Annotated in this window: 19 protein-coding genes; 5 read left to right on the forward strand and 14 right to left on the reverse strand. The window is 58.9% G+C overall.

The genetic code is table 11. The features are described from left to right. Window positions 1-44: 44 nt before the first annotated feature. The 3 genes from mazG to JWS10_RS19725 all read left to right on the forward strand — a co-directional run bounded on the left by mazG (window position 45) and on the right by JWS10_RS19725 (window position 3,109). Complete coding sequence (mazG, locus tag JWS10_RS19715) at window positions 45-896, forward strand: nucleoside triphosphate pyrophosphohydrolase (RefSeq protein WP_299509496.1); 852 nt, start codon at window positions 45-47, stop codon at window positions 894-896. A gap of 113 nt (window positions 897-1,009) precedes the next feature. Then, entirely contained in the window at window positions 1,010-2,044 is a 1,035-nt protein-coding gene (locus JWS10_RS19720) for a Fe(3+) ABC transporter substrate-binding protein (protein ID WP_299509497.1), read from the forward strand. 117 nt (window positions 2,045-2,161) lie between these two features. After that, window positions 2,162-3,109: a nucleoside hydrolase gene (locus JWS10_RS19725; RefSeq protein WP_299509498.1), complete on the forward strand. Its 948-nt coding sequence runs from the start codon at window positions 2,162-2,164 to the stop codon at window positions 3,107-3,109. Between the two features lie 90 nt (window positions 3,110-3,199). Here the strand turns inward: JWS10_RS19725 and phoB are convergent, their stop codons facing one another. From phoB to JWS10_RS19760, 7 genes are all read right to left on the reverse strand, one after another. Further along, a complete protein-coding gene (gene phoB, locus JWS10_RS19730; protein WP_299481950.1) occupies window positions 3,200-3,889 on the reverse strand; it encodes a phosphate regulon transcriptional regulator PhoB in 690 nt (229 codons plus the stop codon). Next, complete coding sequence (gene phoU / locus JWS10_RS19735) at window positions 3,886-4,587, reverse strand: phosphate signaling complex protein PhoU (RefSeq protein WP_299481905.1); 702 nt, start codon at window positions 4,585-4,587, stop codon at window positions 3,886-3,888. The genes phoB and phoU overlap by 4 nt, the downstream gene beginning before the upstream one ends. Window positions 4,588-4,598: 11 nt before the next feature. Next, a complete protein-coding gene (pstB, locus tag JWS10_RS19740; RefSeq protein ID WP_299509499.1) occupies window positions 4,599-5,393 on the reverse strand; it encodes a phosphate ABC transporter ATP-binding protein PstB in 795 nt (264 codons plus the stop codon). A 10-nt stretch (window positions 5,394-5,403) separates the two neighbouring features. After that, complete coding sequence (gene pstA / locus JWS10_RS19745; RefSeq protein WP_299509500.1) at window positions 5,404-6,774, reverse strand: phosphate ABC transporter permease PstA; 1,371 nt, start codon at window positions 6,772-6,774, stop codon at window positions 5,404-5,406. Further along, window positions 6,771-8,219: a phosphate ABC transporter permease subunit PstC gene (gene pstC / locus JWS10_RS19750; protein ID WP_299509501.1), complete on the reverse strand. Its 1,449-nt coding sequence runs from the start codon at window positions 8,217-8,219 to the stop codon at window positions 6,771-6,773. The genes pstA and pstC overlap by 4 nt, the downstream gene beginning before the upstream one ends. Window positions 8,220-8,320: 101 nt before the next feature. Further along, entirely contained in the window at window positions 8,321-9,376 is a 1,056-nt protein-coding gene (locus JWS10_RS19755; protein WP_299481917.1) for a substrate-binding domain-containing protein, read from the reverse strand. Between the two features lie 218 nt (window positions 9,377-9,594). Continuing rightward, window positions 9,595-10,623: an ATP-binding protein gene (locus JWS10_RS19760; protein WP_299509503.1), complete on the reverse strand. Its 1,029-nt coding sequence runs from the start codon at window positions 10,621-10,623 to the stop codon at window positions 9,595-9,597. 173 nt (window positions 10,624-10,796) lie between these two features. Between JWS10_RS19760 and JWS10_RS19765 the strand changes: the two genes are divergently transcribed. Further along, window positions 10,797-11,168, forward strand: a complete 372-nt coding sequence (locus JWS10_RS19765) for a hypothetical protein (protein WP_299509505.1) — start codon at window positions 10,797-10,799, stop codon at window positions 11,166-11,168. A 160-nt stretch (window positions 11,169-11,328) separates the two neighbouring features. Here the strand turns inward: JWS10_RS19765 and iolB are convergent, their stop codons facing one another. The 7 genes from iolB to JWS10_RS19800 all read right to left on the reverse strand — a co-directional run bounded on the left by iolB (window position 11,329) and on the right by JWS10_RS19800 (window position 18,952). Then, window positions 11,329-12,141, reverse strand: a complete 813-nt coding sequence (iolB, locus tag JWS10_RS19770) for a 5-deoxy-glucuronate isomerase (protein ID WP_299509506.1) — start codon at window positions 12,139-12,141, stop codon at window positions 11,329-11,331. A 42-nt stretch (window positions 12,142-12,183) separates the two neighbouring features. Beyond that, window positions 12,184-14,007 (reverse strand): 3D-(3,5/4)-trihydroxycyclohexane-1,2-dione acylhydrolase (decyclizing), encoded by a 1,824-nt coding sequence (gene iolD / locus JWS10_RS19775; RefSeq protein WP_299509507.1) that lies wholly within the window; start codon window positions 14,005-14,007, stop codon window positions 12,184-12,186. Next, on the reverse strand, window positions 14,004-15,902 hold the full coding sequence (gene iolC / locus JWS10_RS19780) for a 5-dehydro-2-deoxygluconokinase (RefSeq protein ID WP_299509508.1): 1,899 nt from the start codon (window positions 15,900-15,902) through the stop codon (window positions 14,004-14,006). The genes iolD and iolC overlap by 4 nt, the downstream gene beginning before the upstream one ends. Before the next feature lie 117 nt (window positions 15,903-16,019). After that, complete coding sequence (locus JWS10_RS19785) at window positions 16,020-16,847, reverse strand: MurR/RpiR family transcriptional regulator (RefSeq protein ID WP_299481935.1); 828 nt, start codon at window positions 16,845-16,847, stop codon at window positions 16,020-16,022. A gap of 103 nt (window positions 16,848-16,950) precedes the next feature. Continuing rightward, window positions 16,951-17,454: a pantetheine-phosphate adenylyltransferase gene (coaD, locus tag JWS10_RS19790; RefSeq protein WP_299481938.1), complete on the reverse strand. Its 504-nt coding sequence runs from the start codon at window positions 17,452-17,454 to the stop codon at window positions 16,951-16,953. A gap of 124 nt (window positions 17,455-17,578) precedes the next feature. Next, the gene (locus tag JWS10_RS19795; protein WP_299481941.1) at window positions 17,579-18,013 is read right to left on the reverse strand and encodes a CBS domain-containing protein; all 435 of its coding nucleotides are present in this window, start codon (window positions 18,011-18,013) and stop codon (window positions 17,579-17,581) included. A 51-nt stretch (window positions 18,014-18,064) separates the two neighbouring features. Then, the gene (locus tag JWS10_RS19800) at window positions 18,065-18,952 is read right to left on the reverse strand and encodes a LysR family transcriptional regulator (RefSeq protein WP_299509509.1); all 888 of its coding nucleotides are present in this window, start codon (window positions 18,950-18,952) and stop codon (window positions 18,065-18,067) included. Window positions 18,953-19,157: 205 nt separating this feature from the next. Here JWS10_RS19800 and JWS10_RS19805 point away from each other — a divergent pair, with 205 nt between their 5' ends. Next, complete coding sequence (locus JWS10_RS19805; RefSeq protein ID WP_299509510.1) at window positions 19,158-20,657, forward strand: CoA-acylating methylmalonate-semialdehyde dehydrogenase; 1,500 nt, start codon at window positions 19,158-19,160, stop codon at window positions 20,655-20,657. Window positions 20,658-20,696 lie beyond the last annotated feature (39 nt).

Below are 20,696 nucleotides of genomic sequence, written 5' to 3' on the forward strand. Positions count from 1 at the left end.
TTTGGCTTGGCCTTTGATCAAATCTTATCTGGAAGGGATCGGCAATGCCCCTGCCCCATTCTGACGACGCCGCCAACCAACTTTTGCGCGACCCGGACGGCGGCATTGATCGCCTGCTAGAGATTATGCGGCGGCTGCGCGACCCGGTTTCGGGTTGCCCTTGGGATATCGAGCAGGATTTCGCCGGCATCGTGCCCTACACGATTGAGGAAGCGCACGAGGTTGCCGATGCGATTGAGCGGCAGGCGTGGAGCGAGTTGCCGGGTGAGTTGGGCGATCTGCTGTTGCAGGTGGTGTTCCATGCCCAGATGGCGACGGATCGGGGCATGTTCGGCTTTCAGGACGTGGTGCGGGCGATTTCCGACAAGATGGTGGCGCGGCATCCGCATGTGTTTGGCAGCGAGAGCCGCGACAAAACGCCCGAGCAGCAGACGGTGGATTGGGAGAAGATCAAGGCGGCGGAGCGTGGAAAGCTGGATATTCAGGCGCGAGTGCTGGATGGCGTGGCGTTGGGTCTGCCGGGATTAACGCGGGCGGTGAAGCTGCAAAAGCGGGCGGCGCGGGTGGGGTTTGATTGGCCCTCGACTGATGAAGTGGTCGCTAAGATCGCTGAGGAAGCGGCGGAGTTGGTGGAGGCGCGCGATCAGTTGACGCAGGCTGAAGTTACCGAGGAGTTTGGCGATTTGTTGTTTGTGATGGCCAATTTGGCGCGGCATCTTGATGTTGACCCTGAAGCTGCGTTGCGCGCTGCCAATGCGAAATTCTCCCGGCGGTTTGGGCGGATTGAAGATTGGCTGGCCGAGGCTGGTAAAGCGCCTGCCGACAGCGATCTTGCCGAAATGGATGCGCTGTGGAATCGCGCCAAGGCTGAGGAAAAGGCCGCTAAGGCGCGGTAGCCCGCTGCCAATGATGCCCTGCCCCCACAGCAAAGTGTTTTGCTCGGACATTGACCGCAGCGGGGGAACGGGCTTTAACGGCGGGCAACCAACCTGACGATAAGGACCAACCGATGCGCCACCTGCCCGTTGCAGCCCTTGCGCTGATCAGCACCGTTTTGCCCGGATTGACTGGGCCCGGATTGACGGGTGCAGCTTTGGCGGAGGAGGTCAATATTTACTCGCATCGTCAGCCCGAGTTGATCCAGCCGCTGATCGACGCTTTCACCAAAGAAACCGGTATCGAGGTTAACGTCGCATTCGTCGATAAGGGCATGGCGGAACGTTTGGTGGCCGAGGGTAATCGCTCCCCTGCCGATCTGATTCTGACCGTGGATATTGCGCGGCTGATGGAAGTGGTAAAGGCGGGCGTGACGCAGGAGATCGACTCGCCCGTGCTAGAGGCGAATATCCCGGCGGGCTTTCGTGATCCGGGCAAGCATTGGTTTGGGCTCACCAGCCGTGCTCGGGTGGTTTATGTAAGCAACGAGCGGATCAAGCCGGGCGATGTGACGACTTACGAGGATTTGGCTGATCCGAAATGGAAGGGCCGGATTTGCACGCGTCCGTTCACCTCGGATTACAACGTGGCTTTGACGGCGGCGGTGTTGGCGCATCACGACGCGGCTTATACGAAAACCTGGTTGGAGGGCATCAAGGCCAATCTGGCGAAGAAACCTACCGGCGTGGACCGCGATCAGGTCAAGGCGATCTGGTCGGGCGAATGTGATATCGCTTTGGGCAACACCTATTATCTTGGCCAGATGCTGAATGATGACGAGGATAAGCAATATGCCGAGGCCGTGCATATCGCCTTTCCGGTGTTTGAAGGCGGCGGTACGCATATGAATATCTCTGGCATCGCGATGACCAAGGCGGCACCAAACCATGCGGCGGCGTTGAAGCTGATGGAATGGCTGTCGTCGGAGGAAGCGCAGCATATCTACGCCGAGACGAATTATGAGTTTCCGGTGGAGCCGGGTGTGGAGCGGTCGGCGCTGGTGAAAAGCTGGGGTGAGTTTACGCCGGACAATCTGACGCTCGCCGAGGTTGCCGAGCAGCGGCCTGAGGCGTTGAAGCTGATCGAAGAGGTTGATGTCGATAACTGATCGGAAAGCCCGATCTTTTTAATTCAAGGATTGGTCGCCGCAGGCGGCCTTTTCTTTTTTGACCATGTGGACAAGCCCGGTTGAATGACGTTTGTTCGGCACAAACAGGAGCAGCGCATGACACATCAGCCCCGCAAGATTATCATCGACACCGATCCCGGCCAAGACGACGCATTCGCAATTCTGTTGGCGCTGGGCAGCCCGGAAGATCTTGAGGTATTGGGCATCGTCGCGGTGGCGGGCAATGTGCCGCTGGCTTTGACGCAGAAGAACAGTCGGATGATTTGCGAGTTGGCTGGTCGCTCGGATGTGAAGGTGTATGCGGGTTGCGATCGGCCTTTGAAGCGCAAGCTGGTGACGGCGGAGCATGTGCATGGCAAAACTGGGCTGGACGGGCCGGTGCTGCCCGATCCGGTGATGCCGTTGCAAGATCAACATGGCGTCGATTTCATCATTGAGACATTGCGGCGCGAACCCGGCGGCACGGTGACTTTGTGCCCGCTCGGGCCGCTGACCAATGTGGCGCAGGCGTTTTTGCAGGCGCCGGATGTGGTGGGCCGGGTGCAGGAAATCGTGCTGATGGGCGGGGCTTATTTTGAGGTCGGCAACATCACTCCGGCGGCGGAGTTCAATATCTATGTGGACCCTGAAGCGGCGGAGATCGTGTTCAAATCAGGCGTGCCTTTGGTGGTGATGCCGCTGGATGTGACTCATAAAGTTTTGACGACGAAACCTCGGGTGCAGGCTTTGCGGGATATGGGGACTGAGGTGGGGCGGGTTTCTGCGGCTTGGGCGGAGTTTTTTGAGCGGTTCGATTTGGCGAAATATGGCTCTGAGGGTGGGCCGCTGCATGATCCGACTGTGGTCGCGTATCTGATCAAGCCGGAGTTGTTTTCGGGGCGAATGATCAACGTCGAGATCGAGACTCAGTCAGAGCTTACTTTGGGGATGACTGTTGCGGATTGGTGGGGCGTGACGGACCGCGCGAAGAACGCGCTGTTTATCGGCGATGTCGATGCGCAGGGGTTTTATGATCTGCTGACGGAACGGTTGGCGCGGTTGTGAGGACCGGGGGCCAGCCCCCGGACCCCCGGAATATTTATGCCAATGTGAAATTGTAAGGTGGTGTCGCGCGTGTCGGGGTTTAGGGCGTGCCTACCCCAGAGCGTAGCCCGCGCCGCGCACTGTTCGTAAGGGGTCATCCCCGCCGAAGGTGCAGAGCGATTTGCGCAATCGGCCGATGTGGACATCTACGGTGCGGGTATCAACGTAGATGTCGCGGCCCCAGACCCGGTCCAGCAGCGACTCGCGCGAAAATACCCGGCCGGGTTTCTCCATGAAGGTCGCGAGCAGGCGAAACTCGGTGGGGCCAAGTTTCAAAACTTTGTCGTCGCGGTAAACGCGGTGGGTTTCGGTATCGAGCCGGATATCGCCCCATTCGAGCAGAAGACCAGCGGTGGCGGGACGCACACGGCGGAGTTGCGCACGCAGGCGGGCCATCAGCTCGACCACGGAATAGGGTTTGATGACGTAATCATCGGCGCCGGTTTCCAAGCCCCGCACCTTATCAACTTCTTCCGATCGCGCCGAGAGCATGATGATCGGGATGCCACGGGTTTCGGGGCGGGCTTTTAAGCGGCGACACACCTCTATCCCCGACACCAAAGGCATCATCCAATCAAGCAAGATCAGATCGGGAGCCTCCTCCGCGATCAGCGATAGAGCGTCTTCGCCATTGTCCGCGGTGCGGACCTCGAAGCCTTCGGCTTCAAGGTTGTACGAAAGTACGGCACGTTGCGCTGGTTCGTCTTCGACCAGCAGAACGGATGGGCGCGGTGCCATCAGGCATTCCCCCCCGCGAGTTCGGCTTTCGGGCGATCTTCATCTGGCAGCGAGCCGGTGGCGAGATAGATTACCTGCTCGGCAATCGTGGTGGCATGGTCGCCAACGCGCTCGATGTTTTTGGCGATGAAATGCAGGTGCATACAGGCGGAGATGTTGCGGGTGTCTTCCATCATATGCGTTAGAAACTCGCGGAACAGCGCGTTATACATCTGGTCAACCTCTTGATCACGCAGGCGAACTTCGGCGGCCAGACCTGCATCGCGCGAGACGAACGCATCGAGCGCATCCTTCAGCAGCAAGCCGACTTGACGCGCCATGCGGCGGATCGAGCCTGCGGCACCGGGGATTTGCGACATGGTGCCAAGCACCAGCGCACGTTTGGCGAGGTTCTTGGCATAATCGCCGCAACGCTCCAAGCTGGAGGCGATTTTCATCACGGTCAGCACGGTGCGCAGATCAGTGGCGATGGGTGCGCGCAAGGCGATCAGGCGAGCGCATTCAGCGTTGACCGACTCTTCCAGCAAGTCGATGGCTTTATCGCCTTGGCGGACGTGTTCGGCCAAAGCTTCGTCTTGGGTTTCCAAGGCTTTGGCAGCGTCCGAAAGGGCCGCTTCGACAAGGCCACCCATTTTCATAATCATCGCCTGCACGGCTTCCAGATCACGATCAAAGGCACGGGTGATATGTTCATTCAGCATATGATTGTTCCTTAACCGATCCGGCCAGAGATATAGGATTCCGTGCGGGGATCTTTGGGATTGGTGAAGATCTGCCCGGTTTCGCCGAATTCCACAAGGTTGCCGAGGTGGAAGAAGGCGGTGCGTTGGCTGACGCGCGCGGCTTGCTGCATCGAGTGGGTGACGATGACCACCGAGAATTGGCTGCGGAGTTCGTCGATCAACTCCTCAACCTGTGCGGTGGCGATTGGGTCGAGGGCCGAGCAGGGTTCGTCCATCAGCAGAACCTCGGGTGAGGTCGTGATGGCGCGGGCGATGCAGAGGCGCTGTTGTTGGCCGCCGGAAAGGCCAGTGCCGGGGGCTTGTAGGCGGTCTTTCACCTCGTTCCACAGGGCGGCTTTGCGCAGGCAGGACTCAACAATGGCGTCAAGTTCGGCTTTGTTGCGGGTCAGGCCGTGGATTTTCGGACCGTAAGCGACGTTGTCATAGATCGACTTCGGGAACGGGTTTGGCTTTTGGAACACCATGCCGATGCGGGCGCGCAGTTGCACCGGATCGACGCGGGGATCGTAAATGCTTTCGCCTTCCAGCGTGATAGAGCCTTCGACGCGGCAAGACGGAATGGTGTCGTTCATCCGGTTCAAACAGCGCAGGAAGGTGGATTTACCACAGCCTGACGGGCCGATGAAGGCGGTGACGGTTTTGTCCATAATATCGACATCGACATCTTTGATGGCATGGTTGGTGCCATAATAGACCTGCGCTTTGCGGGCCTCTATCTTGATGGTCTGGGTGTCCACGCGGGTCTCCAATCGTTGGTCTTTCATGTGTTTTCCCTTACCAGCGGCGTTCAAATTTGCGGCGGAAGTAGATCGCCACGGCGTTCATCGCGATCAGGAAAACCAGCAGCACGATGATGGCCCCTGAGGCGCGCTCGACAAAGCCGGGGTCGCCGCGTTGGGTCCAGTTGTAGATTTGCACCGGGAGCGCCGAGGCGGGGTCGAATAGGCCCTCGGGCGGTGCGCCGGGGAAGTCGCGCACGAAGGCGACCATGCCGATCAGCAGCAGCGGTGCGGTTTCGCCCAAGGCTTGCGCGAGGCCGATGATGGTGCCGGTGAGAATACCGGGCATCGCGAGCGGCAGCACATGGTGAGTGATGGTTTGCAGACGGCTCGCGCCAATCCCCAAGGCCGCGTCGCGGATGCTCGGCGGCACGGCTTTGAGGGCGGCGCGGGTCGGGATGATGATGCGCGGCAGCGTCATCAGCGTCAGCACGAGGCCGCCGACGATGGGGGCAGATTGCGGCAGGCCAGCGAAGTTGATGAAAATCGACAGGCCGAGGATGCCGTAAACGATAGAGGGCACGGCGGCGAGGTTGGCGATGTTCACCTCAATCAGGTCGGTGAAGTTGTTTTTGGGCGCAAACTCTTCGAGATAGACTGAGGTGGCGACACCGATCGGCAGCGCCAAGGCCAGCACTACGAACATCATATACAGCGAGCCTACGATGGCGACACCAAGGCCAGCGGCCTCGGGGCGTTTGTCGGAGGCGTCGGGCATGGTCATAAAGCCCGTGTTGAAGCTGGTGCTGAGCACGCCTGCGGCTTTGAGTTTATCCGCCATGGCGAGTTGCTCGGGCGAGGTGTTTTTGTCCAGAGCCGCAGATTCCATGGAAACCCGGCCTTTGTAGTAGCCGTCGATACGGCCCGAGGCGAGCAACGTGAAGTTGATCGTGGTGCCGATGAGTGAGGGGTCTGCCAGCACGCGGTTGCGCAGGGTGGCGGGGGATTCCTCAGATATCATTTTGGCGAGGGCTTTGGCATCCATGCCACCAAGGTCGATACCTTTGGCGGTAATTTCGGCACCCAGCGACGCCGCCAGCAATTTGCCATAGGCGACAGTGGTGGCTTTAGAAAGGTCCGCCGGATCGCGCTTGCCGCCTTTATCAAGGAGGGCAGCATCCAGAGTTACTGGGATGGTCATGAAGGTCTGCCGGAAGGCTGGCAGGCCATTGCCGAAGATCGAAACCAGCAGCCAGACGAGGGCCAGTAGGGCTACCACGATGGCCGACAACCCGTAAGCGCGGAAGCGTTTCTCGGTGGCGTTGCGGGCTTTGGTGCGCGGGTCTTGCAGCAGCAAAGACGCGCGGGTGTCGATGGCGGCGCGGGGGTGCAAAGGCGAGCCTTTAAGTGAGATTGGGGCGGTCATTCGTATTGCTCCCGGTATTTACGCACAATCACCAGGGCTACGATGTTCAGCGCCAAGGTCAGGCAGAACAAGGTGAGGCCAAGCGCGAAGGCGACCAAGGTTTCAGGGCTGGCAAATTCGGTATCACCAGTCAACTGGCTGACGATTTTCACCGTAACGGTTGTCATCGCCTCAAACGGGTTCATCGAGAGTTGGGCTGCGGCCCCTGCCCCCATCACCACGATCATCGTCTCACCGATGGCGCGGCTTGCGGCGAGAAGAACTGCGCCGACGATGCCGGGAAGGGCTGCGGGGATCACCACTTGTTTGATGGTTTCCGAAGGGGTGGCACCGAGGCCGAGCGAGCCATCACGCAAGCTTTGCGGCACGGCGTTGATGATGTCGTCTGACAGCGAGGATACGAACGGGATCACCATGATGCCCATCACGAGGCCAGCGGTCATCACTGAGGACGACGAGTTGCCAAGGCCCAAGGGCGAGGCGAAGTAGTCGCGTAGCAGGGGGCCGACGGTGACAAGGGCGAACAACCCGTAGACGATGGTCGGGATGCCGGCGAGAATCTCGATGGCGGGTTTCACCCAAGCGCGGGTGGAGCGGGATGCGTATTCGGCCAAGTAAATCGCGGACATCAGGCCGATTGGCACGGCAACGACCAAGGCGATCACCGAGACGTAAAGCGTGCCCCACAACAGCGGCAGGATGCCAAGTTGCGAGCCGCCGCCGAACTGCGGTTTCCAGACGGTCGAGAAGAAAAACTCGGAGGCCGGATAAAGCCGGAAGAAGTGGATCGACTCAAACAGCAGCGAGGCGACGATCCCAACGGTGGTCAGCACCGCGATCAGGCTGGAGGCCATCAGCAGCCACATCGCGAATTGCTCGGTGGCGTTGCGGGCGCGGTATTCGGGTTTGATCCGGCTTAGACCGAACGCCAGTCCTGCCAGCGCCAAGACCAAAGCCGCGATAGTCATTGCCAGTCGCGATGTGTCGCCAGACGAGCGCAGCGCCGCGGTTGCAGCCAAGGTGGACGGGGTGGGTTCGGTTTCTAGCACCACGCCTGCGGTGTTCAGCGCAGCTTTCAGTGCGGTTGGGCTGGCGAGCAACGGCGTTACGTCTTGGCCACGCGCGGCCAACATATCCAGACCAGCGGCGACACGGCGCACATCGGCCATCACCAGCTCGGCTGATTTGCCCGCCGGCAGTTCGGCCGGATTGATCAGGTTGAGGGCTTTGGTCTCCAGAAACAGCGGCTGGGCCAGCAGCCAAGCCGCGATCAAAAAGAACGCGGGCACAGCGGTCAGAAGTGCGGTGATGCGGCCATAGAACGGCGGCAGTGAGTGCAATTTGCGAATGTCACCTTCGACCTGTGCGACTGCCTTGCGGCGGCCGATCACATAGCCAGCAACGGCGAGGGCGAGAAGTACAAGGAGGAGAAGGCCGAGGCTCATGGGGATCCTGCCGATGAGAGGGAAAGGCTTGGGAATGTCGCGCAGAGGGGCGCTGGGAGTGAAAGCGGCGCGAGGTGTCTCGCGCCGCTTCCAGCTTTAGATTATTGCAGTGGGCCCATTACGGTTTCGGCTTCTACAGCCGCTTGGGTTGCTGCGAGTTCTGGATCGGGAACCAAGCCGTAGTCAGCCAAAGCGCCGCCCGGGCCAGCCATATCGTCAGAGACGAAGAAGGCGATGTATTCTTTCAGGCCGGGGATCACGCCGATATGGGCTTTCTTGACGTAGAAGTAGAGCGGGCGCGATACTGGGTATTCGCCTTTCGAGATCGTCTCAACCGACGGCACGATGCCGTTGACGGTGGCAACTTTCAGCTTGTCGGTGTTGTTTTCGTAGAACGACAGACCGAACACGCCGACGGCGTTTTTGTTGGCAGCGATACGGCTGAGCGTTTCGGTGTAGTCGCCGTCGATATCAACCGCTGTGCCATCCGAACGGGTGGTGAAGCACTGCTTTTCAGCGTCTTTTTTCTTGTCAGCTTCTTCAGCAGCAGTCGAGGCCGCCAAGAACAGATCGTAAGCGCCGTTGGTTTTGCAACCTTCCAGCAGAACCTTGGTGTCGAACACTTCACGGGTGCCGTGCTTGGTGCCGGGGATGAAGGTCAGGATGTCTTGTGCTGGCAAAGCGGCATTGGCGTCAGCCCAGGTTTTAGCGGTGTTGGCAACCAGAGCGCCGTCTTTGGCAACGGTGCCGCCGATTGCGTTGAACACATCAACCGGGGTCAGCACGAAATCCGGGCCGTTGATGTCGGAAGCGAACACGATGCCATCATAGCCAATGCGGACTTCCATGATGTCGGTGACGCCATTGGTTTTGCACAGGTCGATGTCGGATTGGCTGATGCGCGAGGACGAGTTCGCGATGTCGATGGTCGACTCGCCCACGCCTTCGCACAACTTCTTACGGCCAGCGCCCGAACCGCCACCTTCAACGACCGGGGTCTTGAATTCGCCGTTTTCGCCGAACGCTTCAGCCACGATCGTGGCGTAAGGCAGCACTGTCGAGGAGCCTGCGATTTGCAGCTGGTCACGCGCCGAAGCGATGACAGTCGATGCAGCAAGGATCGCTAGCGCGGAAGGGATCAGTTTGATCAGAGACATTATGCTCTCCATTAATTCCCGAGGGCTGCCCGGATGGCCTGCCCTTCGCCGCCCCGTCTAGGCGGGATATCCTATGGTTTTGCGACAGTTTTGTAACAGTTATATGACGGGGTGGCTCGGGGGATGGGAAACGGGCTGAAATGCGACGGTAGCGGGGATCGGGGAGCCTCCGGCGGGAGTATTTAAGCCGGTATGAATGGCTAGGCGGGGATTCTTGGTTAACGGGGTTCGTAGGGCAGCAGCACCGAGAATCGGCTGCCTTTCCCTTTGGCGCTTTCGATTATCAGGCGGCCTCGGTGGCGGTTGACGATGTGTTTGACGATGGCGAGGCCCAAGCCGGTGCCACCCTTCTCGCGCGATCGGTGGCCGTCGACTCGGTAGAAACGTTCAGTCAGGCGCGGGATGTGCAGCGGGTCAATGCCCTCACCTTGATCAGAGACCGAAATCCGCAACTGCTGACCGCGCGGGCCTTTTTCCATGTTCAGCGCGACGCGGACTTGAGAGTCGGCTCGGCTGCCATATTTTACCGCGTTCTCGACCAAATTGGTCAGCACTTGCGTCATCTGATCATGGTCAGCGCGAATCATCAGCGGCTGATCTGCTCCCTCTATGACAATCTTGACGCGCGCAGCTTCGGCGACCGGGCGCAGGCTGGCGACGGAGGCTTGCAAAAGTCCGGCGATATCAAGTTCGTCCGAAGGCACCACGCGTTCTTCCGACTCAACCCGGCTGAGATGCAGCAGATCGCGCACCAGACGGTTCATCCGCTCGGCTTCGCTCGCCATAATCGCCAAAAACCGCTCGCGCGCCGGGGCGTCATTGCGGGCGGGACCGCGCAGGGTTTCGATGAAGCCCAGCAAAGCAGTCAGTGGCGTGCGCAGTTCGTGGCTGACATTGGCGACAAAATCGCGGCGCATCTGGTCCATCTGCTCCCATGCCGAGCGATCCTCGAAGGCGCAAAGCACACCCTGCGGCACCGGGCTGACCGTGACCTCATAGACCGTATCTTGGGCCGCGCCCGCGAGTGTCAACCGCACACGGCCACTTTGACCGCGCAGCAGGGCCTGCGAAATCGCCTGCAAAAACTCGGGCTGCCGAAAGCTAAGCGCATGGTGACGATCCAATATCGCCGGACCAAACAGAGCCGTGGCCGCCGCGTTGGCCTGCACGATCCGCTCATCCGCGCCGATCAGCATCACCGGCAGCGGCAAGCCGCCCAGCAACGCCCGTAATGCCTCGTTATCCATCGCCTGCCCCCAGTTTTGCTTTGTGTAGTCTGACGGCGGCATTTGCACCAGTTCGGGCTTGCCCGCGCGCGCGTGATTGACGTATCATTACGCGAGTTTAGTAACAACAATTCACGCTTCGGCTGTAGAGTGCGCTTTGGCACCCATCCTCGGCGTTTGAGGTGGGAGGCTTGATGCCACCAATGTCCGAATCCGATCAAAGAATTGGCCATGGAAATGGGCCGCAGTATCGGCGCATTCTCTATCTTGCGGGCGGTGAGCATGCGCCGATCTCGCAGGACGCGCTGATTTTCACCATACCATTCGCGCAGCTGTCCGCCGAGGAATTGGCGCGGGTTTCGCCCGATACTGTGGTGTTTCCGTTGTTTACCGCCAATCTGGATGCGACGGTCATTCTGACGGAACTGAAGGCTCTGGGCTATCGCGGGCGTTGTCTTGTGTTGACGCCGCGCTTGCCGAAGCCGCATCTGATCGAGGCCGAGCTGCGCGGCTGTGGTGGTGCAATGCAGATCGAGCTTTTGACCACAGACGCACCGATGGGATGAACGTTAGTAAGCTTTGCGGCGCGAGCAGTGACGCGGTGCCCGTTGGCGGAATATCAGCGGTCGATTTGACCAAGCGGCTGATTACGACGCCGAGGTAAGCCGCTTCATCGCGACGCGGATTAAGCGTGTTACGCCGCGATGTCGCTTCTAGCCACCGATTTTAGACGGCACTGTCGCGCTGATAAATCCAGTCGTGATCGGAGTCATTTTGAAACCGCCAGTTGCGGCGCGGGCCTGCCATGACGTTGAGGTAATACATCTCGTAGCCATAAGGCGCACCGCAGGGGTGATGGCCTTTGGGCACCAATGTGACGTCGTGGTTTTTCACCGCCATCACCTCGTCCAGCGAGCCATCTTCGGTATAGACGCGCTGAATGCCAAAACCCTGCGCCGGGTTGAGCCGCATGTAATAGGTTTCCTCCAGATAGGTCATCCGCGGAAAATCGTCTTCATCATGGCGGTGGCTGGGATAGGAGGACCAGTTGCCTTGCGGTGTGAAGACTTCGGTCACCAGCAAACTGTCAGCAACATCAAGGGCTTCCATGGCGATGTTGTTTACAAAACGAGTGTTGGCTCCGATGCCGCGCTGGGTCAGTGTGATGCCAGCGGGGCCAATTTGCGCGGCGGCATGGCCGGATTTTCCCGGTGCAGCGCAGACGGCCAGCGTGCAGGCTGTGGTGGCTGTGGCATTCCAATCGCTGTCGTTTGGCACATAAAGACAATGGGGCGGCGTCTTCTCAAACACGTCCATGCGGTCGCCCAAAACGCCCCAATCCTGGCCTGCGGCTTGAATACTGGCCTTGCCTTCGACTAAAACGAGGATGACTTCGCGATCACCGGTCAGTTCGGCCGCAGTTTCACCCGCAGCCAACCGATACAGCCCGAAGCCGACGTAGCCCCAACCGGCGTTCTGCGGGGTGATGTCATGTACCTTGCCGGAAACACCGTTAGGTTTGCGCAAAAGATCGGCCATGTTCTTTTCTCTTTCTCAAATGCCAGTTTGATCGCACGAGGATCAGTCCACAAGCCGTTGATCTTTTTGTTTTTCTTCGTAACTGACGCGCGCCTGATTAACCTCAGCCCGCGCCGAGACGGCAGGCACGCCAACATCCCACCAGCTGCCGCCGGCATCGGTACCGGGCCATGGATCGGTATCAATCACAATAACTTGCGGGATTTTAGCACCCTTGGCAGCGGTGAGGGCTGCTTCAAGCTCTGCAATCGTGCTGACTTTCACGGCATGTGCGCCCATCGCGGCGGCATGGGCGGTAAAGTCGATGTGGCTGGGGTTAACGTGGTGGGACTGGTCCAGCAGATTGTTGAACCCTGCCCCGCCGGTGGCTTTTTGCAGGCGGTTGATACAGCCATAGCCGCGATTGTCGGTGATCAATACGGTAAAGCCGATGCCCATCATAACGGCCGTCGCGAGTTCGGAATTGGCCATCATATAGCTGCCATCGCCGAGCATGCAGATCACATCGGCATCAGGCCGCGCCATTTTAATGCCTAAAGCTCCGGCAATTTCGTATCCCATGCAGGAAAAACCATACTCCATATGATAGCCGCCCGCGGGCGCGTCCCATATTTTGTGAAGCTCTCCCGGCATCGTGCCAGCCGCTGACATCACCACGCTGGCCTTGGTGGCGGTACGCTGCACGGCGCCGATCACCTGCATATCGCTCGGTAGCGCGTTGCTCGTCGGTGCGGCTTTAACCGCAGCAGTGGCCGCAGCCCAATCAGCCTGCAGACTAAGGATAGAGGGCCACTTCTGATTTCCTAGTGACTTTCCAATAGCTTGCAAGGCCACCTTCGCATCCGAGGTTAAGTTAATCGCGCCGTGTTTGTAAGAATCATAGGCCGCGACGTTGATCGACAGTATCTGGCGGGTCGGATTTTTGAACAGAGTCCATGAGGCGGTGGTGAAATCCTGAAACCGGGTGCCAAGCCCGATCACCAAATCGGCGTTTTCGCAGACGGTGTTGGCGCTGGCAGCGCCGGTCACGCCGACCGGCCCGAAGTTCAAAGCGTGGTCGTGATCAAGGCTGGATTTGCCCGCCTGAGTTTCAACAACCGGGATGTTATGAGCGCTGGCAAAGGCCGCGAGATCTGCCTCGGCACCCGAGTAGATCACCCCACCCCCTGCTACGATCACCGGGTTTTTCGCTGACTTGATCGCAGCAATCGCCTCGGCCAATTCATCAGCATCGGGTTCGGGGCGGCGGATTTTCCAGACCTTCGGCGTGAAAAAAGCTTCAGGGTAATCAAAGGCTTCAGCCTGCACATCCTGACAGAAGGCCAAGCAAACCGGGCCGCAATCGGCGGGGTCGGTCAAGACGCGAAAGGCACGCGGCAGCGCGGTCAGGATATGTTCCGGGCGGGAAATCCGGTCAAAATAGCGACTGACCGGGCGGAAGCAATCATTGACGCTGACCGTGCCGTCGTTGAAATCTTCAAGCTGCTGCAGAACGGGATCTGGTGCGCGATTGGCAAAGACATCGCCCGGAATAATCAGCAATGGCAAGCGGTTGGCAAAGGCCACACCCGCCGCCGTCACCACATTCAGCGCGCCCGGCCCGATAGATGTCGTCACCGCCATCGCACGGCGACGCTTTTTCGCCTTGGCAAAAGCAATCGCAGCATGGGCCATGGTTTGCTCGTTATGGCCACGCCACGTCGGTAGGCTGTCGCGCACACCGTGCAAAGCCTCGCCAATTCCAGCGACATTGCCATGACCGAAAATCGCCCAAACGCCTTCAATAAACCGCTCACCCTCGTCGGTCATTTGGACAGAAAGCCAACGCATCATGGCTTGGGCTGCTGTTAAGCGGATGGTTTTCATAGATTTTCTCCTCGGGCGGCGTCCCAGATACCGCAGAGGCGGCGGAAGTTTTCGGCCATCGTGGCCACGGCTGTCGCGTCGTCAATTTTTCCGGCAATCCACTGGCGACCGACATCGGCGTGGATGGTGCGGCCCACCGCGAAACCTTTGACCAGTGGAAACTCGGCGGCAAGTTTAAAGGATGATGCCAGTTCTGCCTCGGTTTGGCCAAGCCCCAAGATCACGATGCCTTGGGTATGTGCATCGCGCAAGGTGATCGCATCGCAGGTCGCAGCCCAAGCGGCACGGGTCTGCATCGGCTCTAGTTTCCACCAATCTGGGCAAATGCCGATGTCATAAAAGCGGCTGATCAGCTTGGCGTTGGTGTGATCATCGACGGGACCAACTTTCGATGGAATGATTTCAAGCAGCATTTCCAAACGGTTACGCCGACACGCATGGAACAGCCGGGTGATCACCGCTTCCTGCTCGGCTTGCATTTCGGGTTGATCATCGGGGTGACAGAAGCACAGGACCTTGACCACGTTCTCCAGCGCCCATTCGGAAAGACCGCCAAAATCGGGGCCAATCTCAGGCTCCAGCGTCAACGGGCGAGAGCCGGGCCATTCCACCGGGCGGCCGATCCACAGACCCTGGCCCGAGGCTTTGTGAAGCGCCGATTTGCCGAGGCGGTTGTCGCAAAGCAGGCCGTAGCCATCGCGGCCTTGCGCAACTTCCACTGTAGCTTCGAGGCACAACTCTTTGAAGCGAGCTATATTTTCAGGATTCGCGCCGGGAATTTCTTCAAGTTGTGAGCGATGGTCGTAGGCGAAGGCGCGCACTTGCGTCCACTGTTTGCGGCGGTTGGTGGACCAGTGAATCTGCTCTAACTCGGCATCTTTGCGCAAGGCCGGGGTTTTGACGCCGCGCTCTAGGAAGAAATTAAGTTCCTCGAGTGACGGATAAGCTGGGGTGCAGCCGTGGCGAGACACCGCAAATGCGCCGCAGGCGTTGGCGTATTTCAGTGCGACGGGCCATTTTTCGCCATCAAGCCAGCCTTTGGTGAGGCCCGACATGAAGCCGTCGCCTGCGCCGAGCACATTGAAGACTTCAATGGGAAAGCCGGGGCCGGTTTGGCCATGATCAAGGCTGTCGGGAATTGCGCCCTCAAAGGCTGCGGCACCTGCGGCACCGCGTTTGCACACCAGCGTGGCGTTCGAAACTTGACGGACAGCGCGCAAGGCTTCGATGGTGTTGGTCGAGCCGCCTGCGATGTGGAATTCTTCTTCGGTACCGACTATCAGATCGAAATAATGTAAGTTGGACTGCAACTTAGCGGTTACAGCCGTGGATTCTATAAAACGGCTTTCACCGTCGCCATGGCCTGCCAGACCCCACAGATTGGGGCGATAGTCGATGTCTAACGCGGTTTTCGCACCATGTTTGCGCGCCAATTGCAACGCCTTCAGCACGGCGGCTTCGGTATTGCTGTGCGACAGATGCGTGCCGGTGACGATGATTGAGCGGGTGGAGGCGATGAAATCTTCCTCGATATCGTCTTCGCACAGGGCCATATCAGCGCAGTTTTCACGGTAGAAAATCAGCGGGAACTGGGTTTCATCGCGGATACCTAGGATCACCAAGGCCGTCAGGCGCGTCGGATCGGTTTTCACCCCCTGTACATTGACGCCTTCGCGCAGCAATTCTTCGCGAATAAAGCGGCCCATATGTTCGTCGCCGACCCGGGTGATCAGGGCCGATCTCAGCCCCAAACGCGCGGTGCCTGCCGCGATATTGGTCGGAGAGCCGCCGATGTATTTCTGAAAACTCGCCATATCTTCCAGCCGACCGCCGATTTGCGCGCCGTAAAGATCGACCGAGGATCGGCCAATGGTGATGGTGTCGAGCGTTTTCATGGGCAGGCTCCTCCGAGGGCAGACGCGGCGGCGAGACTGAGTCTCGCGGATATTTTGGAATAATTATTCCATTTTGGAGTGAAGCAAAAGCGTTTTCTTTGGCGGCGTCACCGTAGCTTACCCGCGCGCCGAACCCACCGCGACGGCCAGTGCAATCGCCAGTGCGAGGGTCGCCGATAGCGAGCGGAACGCACCAAAATCCACCTCTGGGACGGTTAGAATCGCATCGCCTGCACGGGCGAGAGGGCTGGTGATACGGTCGGTCAGCGCCACCACCGGCAGGCCCTGATCGCGAGCGTGTTGCGCCAAAGCGATGGTTTCGTCAGAATAGGGCGCAAAGGTAATTGCCAAAACCGCATCGCCGGGACGTAGAGCGTGGCGGTGATCAAGCTTGCCGGTACCTTCGTGCAGCATGGCGGGAACCGACATCTTGTCAAACACATAGGCGAGATATGCAGCCACCGGAAAGGCACGGCGCAGGCCGATTATATGCACGGTATCGGCGGCGGCGAGCAGCACTACGGCTTGCGCCAACGCAGCCTCATCCGCGGATTTCGCCAATGCCTCCAGCGACAAACGGCCGGCTTCAATGAATTCGCCTAGCAATGCCGAAGGGGTGCCAGCGCCGGTTTCCTTCAGATTTTTCAGGCGCGTAGAATAGTCGGGGAAACCCGGCGCATAGGCATCACGGAACAGCTTTTGCATCTCGGAAAAGCCAGAATAGCCCAAAATTTGGCAAAACCGCATCAGGGCAGAAGGCGGCACATCGGCACCCGCGGCAAGTTCGGCGACGGTGGATACCGCAATGCGGTCGATATTGGCGGCAATATGATCGGCACATTGGCGCAATCGCCGCGGCAGGCCCTCGGAAATTCCAGACAAACGCTCGCGGAATTCCTCGATTGTGGTTGGCGCTGCAAGGTCTGCGGTGTCAAGTGTGGTCATATATTTGCGATCATTAGGACGGGCATTCAGGCGAAAGCGATCAACTGAGCCGGTTTCCGGCATTTGCGCCAAAGCTAACGGAATGGAACAAACATTCCAACAGTTATTTCGCTGGCTTCGGGTAGAGTCGCGCCAAAGCCTCAACCACCGGGGGCGTGACGAATTTTGAGATATCGCCTCCGAGCCGTGCGATTTCCTTCACCAGTTTCGAGGCGATGGCCTGCCTGCGTGCGTCGGCCATCAGGAACACGGTTTCCACCGAAGCATCCATCGCGCGGTTCATGCCAACCATCTGAAACTCATACTCAAAATCCGCAACCGCACGCAGGCCGCGCACGATCACGCTGGCACCAACATCACGAGCGCAATCGATCAGCAGGTTTTCAAACGGGTGCACGATGATCTCACCACCGGTTTTGGCAACGATACCTGCACATTCATCTTTGACCATTTTCACGCGTTCTTCGAGCGTGAAGGCCGGGCCTTTGCCATCGTTGATCGCGACGCCAATGACGAGGCGGTCCACAAGCGCCATGGCGCGTTGGATGATGTCGACATGGCCCAGAGTGATCGGGTCAAACGTGCCGGGGTAAAGGCCAATGCGCATGGGAGGCTCCTCGCGTAAGTCCCCGACGCACAATGATATTGCGCGTCGGGATGCAACCGAATTTATGGCACGCAACGATATTGCGTGCCCGGATGCAAGTGAAATCCGGAAGCGGCTTTCGCGCTTAGTAGCCCTTGATCATGCCTTCGAGAGCGTCTTTCTCCATACTCAGTTCGGAAAGCCGGGCTTTCACCACGTCGCCGATGGAGATCAGGCCGACCAGTTCATCGCCCTCGACCACAGGAATATGGCGAAAACGACCGTCGGTCATCTTTTGCAGCACTTCATTGGCATTGTCGCCGCGCCCGCAGGAGACGACTTTGGCGGTCATAATGGTATCGACGTTGTCGTTCAAGCACGCGCCGCCACGACGGCCAACCTCACGCACGATGTCGCGTTCTGAAACGATTCCGGCGAGCTTTTTGCCGTCAGGTGAGATCACAACCGCGCCGATGCGACGGGCTGACAGCACTTCAGCGATGCGGCTGATGATGGTTCCGGGCGGTAATGTGACGACGCCGTCATCCGATTTCGATTTCAAGATTTGACTGACTAGCATCGGTATCCTCCCTAACTGTCGTTACCAGCGTCAGGGTAGCGCAAGATTCTGTCAAGGCAATGCTTCAAGTCTTTGCATTTCCTTCTTAACCTCTACTATAAGTTGTCCCGCGAAGCGGTTGAGCCGTTCAACGCGGCCGTCATCGGCGTGGCGGATCAGCCAGAAAGCGCGGGTCAGATGGATCTGCTCGCGTAAGATGCGTTGCAGTTCGGGGGCTGCGGCAAGTGCGAAATCATGCACCACACCGATGCCCGCGCCGTGCCGCAGGAAGTTAAGCTGTACCGAGACGGAGTTCGAGGCGAGCGGTGGGGCGGAGGCGCCGATTTCGGTCAGGTAGTCGAGTTCCTTGTCGAAAATCATGTCGGAGATATAGCCGACGAGGCGATGGGATTGCAGGTCAGCGCGGGTGAGGATCGGCGGGTGTGCGGCGAGGTATTCGCGAGAGGCGGCGAGGTGCAGGTGGTAATCGGTCAGCTTTTGCACGGTCAGGCGGCCAGCCTCGGGGCGGCTGACGGCGATCGCCATGTCGGCTTCGCGCTTTGAGAGGTTAAACACCCGCGGCAGGGCGACGATTTGCACCTCAAGCCCCGGATTGGCGTCGCAGATGCGGGCGATGACTTGCGGCAACAGGTAGTTGGCACAGCCGTCTGGCGCGCCGATGCGGATTTGGCCGGTTAAACCCTCGGGGCCGCTGAGGGCTTCGGATGCGCCGTCGATGGCGGCTTCGGTGCGTTCGGCGTGGGTTAATAGCCGGGTGCCTTGTTCGGTCAGGCTGTAGCCTTGCGGGGTTTTGGCGAATAACCGCGCGCCGATGGCTTCCTCCAGTCGAGCGATACGGCGGCCTACAGTGGCAGGGTCGATTTTCAACCGCCGCCCTGCCCCGGACAGGCTTTCGCTGCGCGCGACTGCGAGAAATACGCGGAGGTCGTCCCAATCCATCACGTTCGCCTTTCGCGTGTATCTTCCTAAGTGGTATGCTCTTGCGTTTTCACCAATTGCGAAGCCACTTTTCCACCATATGTTGTGGCCCGCAGCGGAACCCGCAAACTCCATACTGCAAAATTGCAAAACATATTTGAAAACTTACCTCTACCTTCCGCAATTTCGCAAGGCTATTGTGGCGGCAACTCATGGGAGAGATGTGATGAAAGAGATCGGTCACTGGATCAATGGCCAGCTGGTTGCGGGCACTTCGGGCAAGTTTGCTGACGTTTTTAACCCCGCGACGGGCGAAGTGCAGGCGCGGGTGGCTTTGGCTTCGAAGGCCGAGCTGGATGCGGCCACCGCCGATGCGGCGAAGGCTCAGGTGAAGTGGGGTGCCACAAATCCACAGCGCCGCGCGCGGGTTATGATGGCGATGGTTGGCCTGCTGAACCGCGATATGGAGAAGCTGGCCGAGGCTTTGTCGGTTGAGCATGGCAAGACCATCCCGGATGCCAAGGGCGACATTCAGCGCGGGCTGGAAGTGATCGAGTTTTGCATCGGTGCGCCGCATTTGCTGAAGGGCGAGTTCACCGATTCTGCTGGCCCCGGCATTGACATGTATTCGATGCGCCAACCAATTGGGGTTGCTGCGGGGATTACTCCGTTCAACTTTCCGGCGATGATTCCGATGTGGAAAATGGGCCCGGCGCTGGCCTGTGGTAATGCATTTATCCTCAAACCGTCCGAGCGTGCGCCGACGGTGCCGTTGATGCTGGCGGCTTTGATGAGGGAAGCTGGCCTGCCCGATGGCGTGTTGCAGGTGATCAATGGCGACAAGGAATCGGTCGATGCGATCCTTGATAATGAGACGATTTCGGGCGTCGGTTTCGTGGGTTCTACTCCGATCGCGCAATATATCTACGCGCGCGGCACGGCGAACGGTAAGCGGGTGCAGTGCTTTGGTGGTGCGAAAAACCACATGATCATCATGCCGGATGCCGATTTGGATCAGGCGGCGGATGCTTTGGTCGGTGCCGGTTACGGTGCTGCTGGCGAGCGTTGCATGGCGATTTCGGTGGCGGTTCCGGTTGGGCAAGCGACGGCGGATGCTTTGATTGAGCGGCTTATTCCTCGGATTGAGAAGCTGAAGGTTGGGCCATATACCGCTGGTAATGATGTCGATTACGGCCCGGTTGTGACGGGGGCTGCCAAGGCTAACATCCTGAGATTGATCGAGTCCGGTGTGGCTCAGGGCGCAAATCTGGTGATTGATGGCCGCGATTTCAAACTGCAGGGCTATGAGGACGGCTTCTTCGTTGGGCCGCATCTGTTCGACAATGTGACCACCGATATGGAGATTTACCGCAAGGAAATTTTCGGGCCGGTGCTGTCGGTGGTGCGGGCCTCGACCTACGAAGAAGCCCTCGGCATGGCGATGGACCACGAATATGGCAACGGCACCGCGATCTATACCCGTGACGGCGACACCGCGCGCGACTTTGCAGCGCGGATTAATGTCGGGATGATCGGGATCAACGTGCCGATCCCGGTGCCTTTGGCGTATCACACCTTTGGCGGCTGGAAGAAATCCTCGTTCGGCGATTTGAACCAGCATGGGCCGGATGCTTTCCGGTTTTACACCCGCACCAAAACCATTACGGCGCGCTGGCCGTCGGGCATCAAAGAGGGCGGCGAGTTTAACTTCAAGCAGATGGAGTGATCTGTTTTAGGATCTAGAATGACAAAAGGGCGGGAAATG

Source organism: Cypionkella sp. (assembly GCF_028290025.1).
Lineage (GTDB): Bacteria > Pseudomonadota > Alphaproteobacteria > Rhodobacterales > Rhodobacteraceae > Cypionkella.